This window comes from Clostridium sp. NSJ-49 (assembly GCF_014287725.1).
Classification (GTDB): Bacteria; Bacillota; Clostridia; order Clostridiales; family Clostridiaceae; genus Clostridium; species Clostridium disporicum_B.
The window spans coordinates 18888-31194 of the sequence record NZ_JACOOP010000042.1; the positions used below are offsets into that span (position 1 = coordinate 18888).

At 29.4% G+C, this 12307-nt stretch carries 13 protein-coding genes; 11 read left to right on the top strand and 2 right to left on the bottom strand.

The annotated features are described in order from the left end of the window. Positions 1-85: 85 nt before the first annotated feature. The 9 genes from tig (at position 86) to H8S10_RS13540 (ending at position 9719) form a co-directional block, all read left to right on the top strand. Positions 86-1366 carry a trigger factor gene (gene tig, locus H8S10_RS13500; RefSeq protein WP_186839230.1) on the top strand — a complete coding sequence of 427 codons (1281 nt, stop codon included), beginning with the start codon at positions 86-88 and terminating at the stop codon, positions 1364-1366. A 161-nt stretch (positions 1367-1527) separates the two neighbouring features. Then, on the top strand, positions 1528-2133 hold the full coding sequence (gene clpP, locus H8S10_RS13505; protein WP_055267273.1) for an ATP-dependent Clp endopeptidase proteolytic subunit ClpP: 606 nt from the start codon (positions 1528-1530) through the stop codon (positions 2131-2133). Between the two features lie 30 nt (positions 2134-2163). Then, the gene (gene clpX, locus H8S10_RS13510; protein ID WP_055267275.1) at positions 2164-3459 is read left to right on the top strand and encodes an ATP-dependent Clp protease ATP-binding subunit ClpX; all 1296 of its coding nucleotides are present in this window, start codon (positions 2164-2166) and stop codon (positions 3457-3459) included. A 152-nt stretch (positions 3460-3611) separates the two neighbouring features. Next, the gene (gene lonB, locus H8S10_RS13515; RefSeq protein WP_055267277.1) at positions 3612-5267 is read left to right on the top strand and encodes an ATP-dependent protease LonB; all 1656 of its coding nucleotides are present in this window, start codon (positions 3612-3614) and stop codon (positions 5265-5267) included. Between the two features lie 129 nt (positions 5268-5396). Continuing rightward, complete coding sequence (lon, locus tag H8S10_RS13520) at positions 5397-7724, top strand: endopeptidase La (RefSeq protein WP_186839231.1); 2328 nt, start codon at positions 5397-5399, stop codon at positions 7722-7724. Further along, positions 7714-8304, top strand: coding sequence for a ribosome biogenesis GTP-binding protein YihA/YsxC (yihA, locus tag H8S10_RS13525; RefSeq protein ID WP_055267281.1), 591 nt, complete (start codon positions 7714-7716; stop codon positions 8302-8304). Before lon ends, yihA begins: the two co-directional genes overlap by 11 nt. A 136-nt stretch (positions 8305-8440) precedes the next feature. Then, a complete protein-coding gene (locus H8S10_RS13530) occupies positions 8441-8812 on the top strand; it encodes a hypothetical protein (RefSeq protein ID WP_055267282.1) in 372 nt (123 codons plus the stop codon). Between the two features lie 24 nt (positions 8813-8836). After that, positions 8837-9127, top strand: a complete 291-nt coding sequence (locus H8S10_RS13535) for a hypothetical protein (protein ID WP_055267283.1) — start codon at positions 8837-8839, stop codon at positions 9125-9127. A 109-nt stretch (positions 9128-9236) separates the two neighbouring features. Continuing rightward, positions 9237-9719 carry a hypothetical protein gene (locus H8S10_RS13540; protein WP_055267285.1) on the top strand — a complete coding sequence of 161 codons (483 nt, stop codon included), beginning with the start codon at positions 9237-9239 and terminating at the stop codon, positions 9717-9719. A 142-nt stretch (positions 9720-9861) separates the two neighbouring features. Here the strand turns inward: H8S10_RS13540 and H8S10_RS13545 are convergent, their stop codons facing one another. Beyond that, entirely contained in the window at positions 9862-10794 is a 933-nt protein-coding gene (locus H8S10_RS13545) for a hypothetical protein (protein WP_186839232.1), read from the bottom strand. A 77-nt stretch (positions 10795-10871) separates the two neighbouring features. After that, on the bottom strand, positions 10872-11279 hold the full coding sequence (locus H8S10_RS13550; protein ID WP_055267289.1) for a Fur family transcriptional regulator: 408 nt from the start codon (positions 11277-11279) through the stop codon (positions 10872-10874). 201 nt (positions 11280-11480) lie between these two features. Between H8S10_RS13550 and H8S10_RS13555 the strand changes: the two genes are divergently transcribed. Further along, positions 11481-11813 carry a hypothetical protein gene (locus H8S10_RS13555; RefSeq protein ID WP_186839233.1) on the top strand — a complete coding sequence of 111 codons (333 nt, stop codon included), beginning with the start codon at positions 11481-11483 and terminating at the stop codon, positions 11811-11813. Positions 11814-11934: 121 nt separating this feature from the next. Then, on the top strand, positions 11935-12147 hold the full coding sequence (locus H8S10_RS13560) for a hypothetical protein (protein WP_055267293.1): 213 nt from the start codon (positions 11935-11937) through the stop codon (positions 12145-12147). Positions 12148-12307: the final 160 nt, after the last annotated feature.

The window sequence follows — 12307 nt, forward strand, 5'->3', positions numbered from 1 at the left end:
TATTTGAAAATATTTAAATGTTTATGTTATAATAACTTAGTCGAAATAAGCATACAATAGCTTAGTTTTAGGAGGAATATATACAATGGAAGCTAAAATGGAAAAAAAAGACGTTAATGTTGTTAAGTTTGAAGTAAAAGTAGAAGCACAAAAATTCAACGAAGCTTTAACTAGATCTTATAAGAAGAACATGAATAAATTTAATGTACCAGGATTCAGAAAAGGTAAAGTGCCAATGGCAGTAGTTAAGAAGTACTACGGAATAGAAGTGCTTTTAGAAGATGCTATAAACTTTGCAATCGATAGTTCATATAAAGAAGTATTAAAAGAAAACAATATAATACCTGTAGACTATCCACAAATCGATGTTGTTGAAGTTGGAGAAGGTAAAGATTTCATATATACTGCTGAAGTTACTGTTTATCCAGAAGTTAAGCTAGGTGAATACAAAGGATTAAAAGTTGAAAAGAATTCTTATGAAGTAACTGAAGAAGAAGTAAATAAGAAGTTAGTAGAAATGCAAGAAAGAAATGCTAGAGTTGAAACTAAAGAAGAAGGTAGCGTTGAAAATGGAAACATAGCTGTTATCGACTTTAAAGGATTCATTGATGGTGAAGCATTCCAAGGTGGAGAAGGAACTGATTATGAATTAGAAATAGGTTCAGGAACTTTCATCGGAAACTTTGAAGAGCAATTAGTTGGAAAGAATGTTAATGACAATGTAGAAGTAAATGTAACATTCCCAGAAAACTATGGAAGAGAAGAATTAAATGGTAAGCCAGCTAAATTCGAAGTTACAATAAAAGGAATCAAGGTTAAAGAATTACCAGCATTAGATGACGAATTTGCTAAAGAAGTATCTGAATTTGATACATTAGCTGATTTAAAGGCTGATATTACTAAAAAATTAGAAGAAACAAATGCTTCAAGAATTGAAAGAGAATTTGAAGAAGCAGTTATTTTAGCAGCAACTGAAAATGCAAATGTTGAAATTCCAGCTGTAATGATTGAAAAAGAAATAGATAAAATGGTTCAAAATCTTGAGCAAAGATTACAATACCAAGGTTTAACTTTAGAACAATATTTCCAATTCACAGGTAGTGATGCTGAAAAAATGAGAGAATACATGAAAGAAAATGCTGAAAGAAAAGTTAAGACAGACTTAGTATTAGAAGCTATTGAAAAAGCAGAAAATATAGATGCTACTGAAGAAGAAATAAGAGCTAAAGCTGAAGAAGTTGCTAAAATGTATTCAGCAAACAGCGATGAAAAAATGGTTGATTTATTAATCAACAGCCAAAGAGAAGCTTTAAAGAGTGATGTTATCACAGCTAAAGCTGTTAAATTATTAATCGAAAATAATTAATAAGTATTAAGTTAATTGCCAGAAAAGTTTTTTCTGGCAATTATTTAAAATATTTCTTTAACAAAATAATGTAGATTAGATATAATTTAAGTATAATTACTTTTGTCTATTTGGATATATTATTAAAGAAGGGTTTAAAGAGAAAGAGGAGGGAGTTTTACATGAGTAATTACGTTCCAATGGTTGTCGAACAAACAGGAAGAGGAGAAAGATCTTATGACATCTTTTCTAGACTTTTAAAGGATAGAATTGTAATGTTAAGTGGTGAAGTAAATGATGTTACATCAAACTTAATAGTAGCTCAATTACTTTTCTTAGAAAGTGAAGACCCAGATAAGGATATATATTTATATATTAATAGTCCAGGTGGGTCAATTACTGCAGGAATGGCTATTTTTGATACTATGAATTATATAAAACCTGATGTTAGTACTATATGTATAGGTATGGCTGCATCTATGGGAGCATTTTTACTTTCTGCGGGAGCACCAGGAAAAAGATTTGCGTTACCAAATAGTGAAGTTATGATTCATCAACCACTAGGAGGATTCCAAGGGCAAGCAACAGATATTGATATACATGCAAGAAGAATTTTAAAAATTAAAGAAACATTAACTAGAGCTATGGCTGAATCAACAAATGGAAAAGTTGACTACGAAACTATGGTTAAAATGTGTGAAAGAGATAACTTTATGTCTGCACAAGAAGCTAAAGAAATAGGATTAATAGATGATGTTATAGTTAGAAATGATATAAAGAAAAGCTAAAAGAGTCCAGAGCTAAAGTGAGGTGAAGTTATGGCTAAATTTGATGATAAAAAACAGTTAAAATGCTCTTTCTGTGGTAAAAATCAAGACCAAGTAAAGAGATTAATTGCTGGGCCAGGTGTGTATATATGTGATGAATGTATAGATTTATGTTCAGAGATTATACAAGATGAATTTGAGGAAAGCGTAGAAATAGATACAACTTCATTACCAAAACCAGCAGAAATAAAAAATTATTTAGATCAATATGTAATAGGTCAAGATAAGGCTAAAAAGGCGTTATCTGTTGCTGTGTATAATCATTATAAAAGAATTCAATCAAATATGATTGAAGATGATGTAGAGCTACAAAAAAGTAATATTTTACTTTTAGGACCAACTGGTTCAGGAAAGACACTTTTAGCTCAAACTTTAGCAAAGTTTTTAAATGTTCCATTTGCTATTGCTGATGCTACTACATTAACTGAAGCTGGATATGTTGGAGAAGATGTAGAAAATATACTTTTAAAATTAATTCAAAATGCTGATTATGATGTTGAAAAGGCTGAAAAAGGAATAATTTATATTGATGAAATAGATAAAATTGCTAGAAAGTCAGAAAATCCTTCTATCACTAGAGATGTATCTGGTGAAGGCGTTCAACAAGCTTTATTAAAGATATTAGAGGGAACTACAGCCTCTGTACCACCACAAGGTGGAAGAAAACATCCACATCAAGAGTTTATTCAAATAAATACTTCAAATATATTATTTATATGTGGAGGAGCTTTTGATGGTGTTGATAAAATAATAGAAAAGAGAACTCAATCTAGCTCAATGGGATTTGGTGCTGATATTAAATCTAAAGCTAATAAAGATGTTGGAACTCTTTTAAAATCTATTTTACCTGGAGACTTATTAAAGTTTGGATTAATTCCTGAATTCGTAGGTAGATTACCTATAGTAGTTACTTTAGAATCTCTAGATCAAAATGCTTTAATCAATATATTAAGTAAGCCAAAAAATGCTTTAGTTAAGCAATATTCAAAATTATTTGAGATGGATAATGTTGAGTTAGAGTTTACTGAAGATGCACTTAAAGCTATTGCTGATGAAGCTATAGCAAGAAAAACTGGTGCTAGAGGTTTAAGATCTATAGTTGAAGATATGATGATAGAAATTATGTTTGATATACCTTCTGATGAAAATATATCAAAGATAATTATTAATGAGGATACTGTAAAGAATAAAGAATTGCCTGAAGTTGTTAGATTACCTGAAAATGAAAAGCGTTTGGTTTTAAAACCTAAAAAAGCTAAAAAGAAAAAGGGTATGGAAACAGCCTAAAAAAAATCACCCATGATTTAGGGTGATTTTTTTTGTTAAAAATATTAAAAATATAAATTACTTCTGGAATATAACTATTTGAATAAGTCAATAATACAAATAGTTTTATTAAAGGGAGGGATAGTCTTTTAGGTAGCTAAAAGGAATAAGATATGAATGAAATAATGATGATATTACAATTAATAATGATAGTTCTTTTTATTGTATATTTATTTAACAATAATAAGGCTAATAGGTCAAAAACTGTAGTAATAGATAAAGAGAATAAAAAAGAAATGGATAAATTATTAAAATTAAGATCAATAAAATTAACTGAACCATTAACTGAGAAAAGTAGACCAAAAGAGTTTGAGGAGATAATAGGTCAAGAAGAAGGAATTAAAGCATTACAGGCAGCTATATGTGGACCTAATCCTCAACATGTAATAATTTATGGACCTCCTGGTGTAGGGAAGACTGCAGCTGCTAGGTTGGTTTTAGACAAAGCAAAGAAACAAGCAAATTCACCATTTAGAAGTGAAGCTAAATTTGTAGAGATAGATGCAACTACAATACGTTTTGATGAAAGAGGCATAGCAGATCCTCTTATAGGTTCTGTACATGATCCGATATATCAAGGAGCAGGATCTTTAGGTATAGCAGGGATTCCACAACCTAAACCAGGTGCGGTTACTAAAGCGCATGGAGGAATACTTTTTATTGATGAAATTGGGGAGTTACATCCAATAGAATTAAATAAACTTTTAAAAGTTTTAGAAGATAGAAAAGTATTTTTAGACAGTGCATATTATAGTTCAGAAGATAGTAATATGCCAACCTATATCAGAGAAATTTTTGAAAATGGATTGCCTGCTGATTTTAGACTCATAGGGGCTACGACTAGAAGTCCTGAAGAAATTATTCCAGCTATAAGATCTAGATGTGTAGAAATATTTTTTAGATCACTTCATACAGATGAAATTAAGAAAATAGCTGAAAATTCAATTAATAAAATTGGCTTAACTGTTTCTGATAAAGGTTTAGATATAATAAGTAGATATTGCAGTAATGGAAGAGAAGTTGTAAATCTAATTCAATTATGCTCTGGAATAGCAATAAATGATAATAGAAGTGAAATTTCAGAAGATGATATAAAATGGGTAATTGAAAATGGGCAATATTCAGAGATTCCAGATGTAAAGTTAAAAGAAAACCATAATAGAATTGGAGTTGTAAATGGGTTAGCTGTATATGGAGCAAATATAGGAATGATTATGTCTTTAGAAGCAACTGCTAAAAAAATTACAAATAGAAAAGGTGAGATAAAGATATCTGGTATTATTGAAGAAGAAGAAATTACTTCTAATAATAGAAAGATAAAAAGAAAAAGTACAGCTTATTCTTCAGTGCATAATGTATTAACTGCATTAAATAATGTATTTAATATAAATAGTGATAGCTATGACCTTCATATTAATATACCAGGAGGTGTTCCTGTAGATGGTCCATCCGCTGGTATTACAATAGCTACAGCTATATATAGCTGTATAATGAAAGAACCAGTAGATAATATGATTGCCATGACAGGAGAGATAACACTATTAGGTGATGTTAAGCCTATTGGTGGAGTTAGTGCTAAAATATTAGCAGCGAAAAAAGCTGGAGCGACAAAAGTTATAATTCCAGAAGAAAATTGGAGTGATAGTTTCGAAAACTATGAAGGAATAGAGATAGTACCTGTAAAAAATATAAAAGAAGTAATAGAGTTAGCTATTATATCTCAAAAGCTAAATGGAAATATAGATGTTTTATCAGCGAAAGCAGAATAAATTTTTTAGACCACCCTTTGGGTGGTTTTGTATTTTTTACATAAATAGAAAAGTTGAAAAAATATATATTTATGTGTATACTAAATTGGTTAGATAAATTTTAACAGTAAAGAAGAATGGAGGGGGAAAATGGAAAGAAGTCAAATAACTTTAGCTGTTATTCCGTTAAGAGGCATTACGATTTTTCCCAATATGATTATACATTTTGATGTTGGTAGGGAAAAATCCATAGCAGCTTTAGAAGAAGCAATGAAAGAAAATGGGGAGATTTTTTTAGTATCACAAGTAGATCCTGAGATAGAAAATCCGACTAAGGATGATGTTTACTTCATTGGAACTATATCAAAAGTTAAGCAAATATTAAAAATGCCTAAAGGTATTACAAGAGTATTAGTTGAAGGTATTGAAAGAGCTGAAATTGTTGATATATTAGATGAAGAAAAATTTATGAAAGCTAATATTGTTAAAATAGAAAATGAATATGTTAAAGGAGACGATGCTAAGGAATCAGCATATAGAAACCTTTTAACAAAGTCATTTAATCAATATATAGAAGCGGCTGATGTTGAAGGGAATAAAGTACCATTAGCAATAACTAAAGAAGAAAGCTTAAGTAAAGTAACTGATTTAGTGGCATCTTTTATTGAACTTGAAGATGATAAAAAGCAAGAAATTCTTGAAACACTTGATGTTTACGAAAGAATTGAAAAGTTAATTCTTTATATTACAGAAGAAATAGAAATTATTAATATTGAAAAAGAAATAGGGAATAAGGTTAAGGATAAAGTTGACAAGGCTAATAAGGAGTACTTCTTACGAGAACAGGTTAAAGTAATTCAAGAAGAACTTGGTGAAGATGAAGAGAAAAATGAAATAGAAAACTATAAAGAAAAAATAGCCAAGTTAAAAATGCCTAAGGATGTAAAAGAAAAGGTTGAATATGAACTTTCTAGATTAAAAACATCTAATTCTGGAGATGGTAATAATATAAGAACTTATCTAGATTGGATTATAGCCCTTCCTTGGAATAAGAGTACAAGGGATACTTTTAATATAGAAAAGGCAGAAGAAGTGTTAAATGCAGAACATTATGGTTTAGATGAAGTAAAAGAGAGAATATTAGAATATCTTGCTATAAAACAATATACAAAAAGTATAAAAGGACCTATTTTATGTTTAGTTGGTCCACCAGGAGTTGGGAAAAGCTCTATAGCAAAATCAGTAGCAAATGCAGTAAATCGTAAATTTGCAAGAATTTCTCTTGGAGGAGTCAAAGACGAAGCAGAAGTTAGAGGGCATAGAAGAACTTATATTGGAGCAATTCCAGGTAGAATTGTATATGCTTTAAAAGAAGCTGGATCTAATAATCCATTAATTTTACTAGATGAGATAGATAAGTTAAGTTCAGATCATAAAGGAAGCCCTGCAGATGCTTTGTTAGAAGTATTAGATCCTAATCAAAATATGAACTTTAGAGATAGCTTTATGGAAGTAGATATTGATTTATCTAATGTATTGTTTATTACTACAGCGAACTCTTTAGACACTATACCTAGACCATTATTAGATAGAATGGAAATTATAGAGATATCAGGCTATACTTATGAAGAAAAGTTTAATATAGCTAAAAATCATCTTATACCTAAGACTTTAAAAGAGCATAACTTAGACAAAGATACCATCAAAATTTCTGATAATGTAATAAAAGAAATAGTAAATAGTTATACTATGGAGTCTGGAGTTAGAACACTTGAAAGACAAATAAATAAAATTGTTCGTAAAGCTATAACTGATCTTATAAAGAACAATAATAAGAGTATTACTATATCAGCTAATAAAGTTGAAAAGTATCTAGGTCCTAAAATATTTGAATATGAAAAAATAGATAGAGAAGATAAGGTTGGAGTTGTAACAGGTTTAGCATGGACAGCTTATGGTGGAGATACTTTACCGGTGGAAGTTAGTGTTATGAAAGGATCTGGTAAATTAGATCTTACAGGACAATTAGGTGATGTTATGAAAGAATCTGCAAAAGCATCATATAGTTATGTAAGAGCTAATGCAAAGAAATATGGAATACCAGAAGACTTTTATAAGGAAAATGATATTCATATACACGTTCCAGAAGGTGCAGTACCAAAAGATGGTCCTTCAGCTGGCGTTACTATGACTACAGCACTTGTTTCAGCTTTATCAAATAAAAAGGTTAAGAGCAATGTTGCTATGACTGGGGAGATAACATTAACTGGAAGAGTACTAGCTATTGGGGGAGTTAAGGAAAAATGCTTAGCTGCTCATAGAATAGGAATAGATACTATAATATTACCAAAAGAAAATGAAAAACATGTAGATAAAATACCTAAATCAGTTAAATCTAAATTAAACTTAGTTTTTGCTGATAGAATTGATAAGGTATTAGAGAATGCATTAATTGGAGTTGAAAATAATGATAATTAAAACATCAGAATTTATTACATCAGCAGTGAAAAGAAATCAATACCCTGTAGATGTAAGACCAGAAGTTGCCTTTGTTGGAAGATCAAACGTAGGTAAAAGTTCTATAATAAATGCCTTAACTAATAGAAGAAAGCTAGCTAAGGTTTCTCAAACGCCTGGTAAAACTAGACTTATAAATTTCTTTTTAATAAATGATGAAATGTATTTAGTTGATTTACCTGGATATGGATATGCGAAAGTATCTAAAAAGGAAAAAGAGAGTTGGGGAAAAACAATTGAAACTTATCTAATGGAAAGAGAACAATTGAAAAAAGTAGTTTTATTAGTTGACTCTAGGCATAAACCTACTGCAGACGATATTCTTATGCATGAATGGATAAAACATTTTGGATATAAGGTTATAGTAATTGCAACAAAAAGTGATAAACTATCTAATAATGAAATTGGGAAAAGTAAGAAATTAATTAAAGAAACGCTGAAGCTAGGACCTGAAGACGAGTTCTATTTATTCTCATCAGTAAAGAAAAATGGGAAAGAAGAGTTAATAGATAATATCTTTGGAGATTTAGTAGAAGAATAAATAAAAAAACTGCCAAAAAGGCAGTTTTTTTTGTTATAAAATTTTTTATCAAAAATAAAACTAGTGTCAAATTATAAAAATTAGAATAGTATATAGTATAAAAATAAAAAAACAAAATCCTTAGGAGGAAGTAAGTATGCAAATGAATGACATTATTGATGGATTAAATTCTTGTGATTGTCCAACAGGCTTACAAGGTACAAATTTCAATAGCGTATCAGGTTGTGGTTTTGGAAGCTGGATATGGATATTGTTAATTTTATTCTACACTAATCAAGGAGCTAATTATGGTGGCGGAGGATGCTGCTGTAAGCCACGTAAAAATGATTGCTGTTGCTGTGGAAATAGTGGATACAATAACGCTGGATATGGTAGCGGATGTGGAGGATATTTATTCTTATTAGTTATCTTATTCTTATGTGGCGGTTGTGGTAATAACTTTGGAGGATGTAATACTTTTGGAAGTGGATTCGATCAAGGCTTTGATGCTTTGGGCGGATGCTGCTAGGTTATAGGAAGGAGGAGAGTATAAATGTCAAAGAAAAAAAATAGATGTTGTTGTGAAGAAGTATGCTGTTGCCCAAGTAATAATGCTGGTTATGGCGGAAATGGATGCTGTGGAAGTCAATTTGCAGGATTAAACAGCTGTGTTTCTCCAATTATATTCCTATTGATAGCATGTGGATCAGGTCTTTTAAGAAACAATAGATCTTTCTTGATAATACTATTATTCTTACTATGCGGAGGCTGTTTCGGTAATTTATTTGGAACAAATAATGCCGGTGGAAACGGATGTTGCTGCGAAAGCGATTGTTGCTGCTAGTATAGAGGATGGAGGGCCTTATGGGCCCTCCAAAAAAATATCTAAAATTATAACATAAATAATTAAAATACATATAATGAAAGTAAAGAAATCTCTAGGAGGAGGGCTTATGTCTAAAAAAAGACATAGAAAGAGGCAAGAAGTAAGTAGCACAAATAATAGTAATAACAATAATAATAGGCAACAGCAGATGAATTATAATAATCCTTTTGGAATTAATCCAAATCAATTACTAAGTATGTTTGGTAATATAGATATGAATCAAATAAATAGCATGTTACAATCTATGGGAGCAGATGGGTTTGATTTCAATAATTTTAATTTAGGATCTTTACAAAATTTAATGAATGGTATGGGAAGAAGCCCAGCACAACAACAAGGTCAACAAAATAGTAAACAAAGTCAGACAAATGCGCAAAGCAATAATAGAGTTGATAACCAGAATCAAAGCTTTGATGATTTAAAAGATTTAGAGTATGAAGATGATAACATACAATTACTAAATTCCTTTAGAAATATAGTAGGGGAAGAGAAAAAAGAGTTTATAGATAAAATTATAAAACTATATAATGATGGTGCATTTGAAGATTAATTTATTTAAAATGTATAAAAGCAGGGAATAGGGTTAATAATATAATTGTACCGGAGAAGTATTCTCCTATAGCAAATGAAGATTACATCTTCATTAAAGCTAAACCCCCCCATCCCCCTTTTAGGCCGCGTTGAGCGGCCTTTTAATTTTCTTTCTTTATACTAGATATCTTATATTCTCCGTATTGATTAATATCTGTTTTTACATTAAAAATAATTTCTTCTTTAGGTTTCGTAGAATCAGAAGAATTGACTTTTTCGAAAGATATTCGCCAAATAATAGAGGAAGGGAGAGCGTTTTTATCCCAATTTATATCATAGAAATACCCATTTTGGAATGAATACCTATAATTTTCTTTGCTTAGATTCCAAAGAATTCCTAGTTCATCAGAGTTTATATATTCGGTGAAAATTCCAGGAGCATCTTCAATTTCATAATCTAGTTGAATCAAATCAATGAATTTTTGTATAACTCCTAATCCAGGAATTTGAAGTTTTGAAAATGTTATATCTTTAATTGTTTTACCATTAAAAATAAAAGATTCTGTTGACTCATCTCCTTTTTCTGAAAGTGCATATAAAATTTTAGGTGTTCTAGAATTTTCAGAGTCTACAATTCCAAAAATATTTTTTGAACAAGAGAAAACTTCTTTAAACTCATCATCGCACCATTGATAAATATAAGTTATAGGTTTTTGATTTTTAAAGCCAGTTAAAATTATTTCTGGAATACCATCTCTAGATAGGTCTAAGGATGTAATTTTTATAGATACAGAATCATATAAATCGATTAAAGCATCTCCGTATAAGTCATTTTTTAGCACATATTCATTTTTAGAGGTTTTTACTTTTATAATATAATGTGAATTTTTTTTATCAACTACTATACTATCTAAAATTCCATCACCGTTATAGTCCTTATCATTTGAATTATGTATAGTTGATGAGATAAAAGATTCGAGAGAATCATTTTTAAAGAAAATTGAAAAAAATATAATTAAGAAGAGTGCTAAAAGAATAATTATAAAAAGCCATCTAAAGATTTTCTTTTTTTCTAATACAATAAACTTTACCATAATATCACCTCAATAAATTATATGAGAGGATATAAATATAAATTCATAATAAAAAAACAGTAAGTATTAAATAATACTTACTGACAACTTTCACAAACACCGTAAAAGAAAAGTTTATTCCATTTTATTTCGTACTTAGAATTTTCGGCTGCTATCTGATTTAAATTTGGGAATGAATCAATTTCTAAATCATCAACTCTACTACATTTTAAGCATTGAATATGGGCATGATCATTTACTGTAGCATCGTATCTAAAATTACCTTCACCTACATTAATTTCTTGTACTAAACCAACTTCAACTAAAGTTTTAAGTGCCTTATAAACTGTAGCTAAGCTCATTGTAGGATATATAGGTTGAAGAGCTTTGTAAATCGCTTCTGCAGAAGGATGATCCTTAGTTCCCATTAAGTATTGATATACAGCAAGTCTTTGAGGTGTAAGTTTAAGCTTCTTTTCTTTAAATATAGAAGTAATATTATCCATGTATATACTTCCACCTTTCTATTTTATTTAATTATATTATATGTTGGGAAATAGATATTTGTCAATAATTAATATTAATAGAGAGTAGTTTATAGAGTAGAAAATAATTAAATAATATTTTAAAAATTATTAATTATACGAATATGTTTAAGTAAAAATAATATTTATTATTATATAGATATATTTATAGGAGGAAGTATTATGTCAAAGTATAAGGTCGGAGATGAATTAATAATAGTAAATGATCCAAATGAAGAAAGACAAAAACTTAAAAATATGACTAAGCTTGTTGTAGATGGTGAATATGCAGAAATATCTTGGGGATTAAGAATAGTAAGTGTAGATTATGATAAACCGTATGTTACATTAACTTATAGGAATATAGATGGAAAATTAAATAAAGTTTTTGCTGAATGCTTAGATGCAGATAATTTTGATGCTGAAATGGTATTAGAAAAGGCATTATTAAAGGCTTTTCAAAATGAAATTATAAATATATCAGTATCAAAAAATACATTTAGAATTAATAAGTAATTATTAATAAATTGTAAAATGTTAAAAATTTTATATTTTTGCTAAAAAATGCTTTATTTTTGTTAAAAAATAGATTATAATGGCCTTGTGATTTCGATTACAATTATTGGGGGTGGGGTTTGTGAGTAAATGTCCATTTTGGTCTTCAAAAAAAGAGAAAGTAAACTGTTATAACGAGTGCCCAATGTACCCTGTATCTAAAGATGACGAGGTATGTCCGTTTATAGAGCACTTAAATCACAATAAAGTAAGTATAAATGATTTTGATGATTTTGAGTATTCTCAAAATAATATTTATGATTTGTCTTATATGGGTATTAAAAATTATGATTAATGGATAATTAAGGAGTTGCTGATAATAGCAACTCCTTTTTCTTGTATTTAGAATACCACAGGTTCTACCTGTGGTTCCGGAAAGCTTCTAGCGGTGAGTAGAAATAAAAAAACCTCCGTTGTAAAATTATAGTAGGTTTGCCGACCAAAACTATAATACA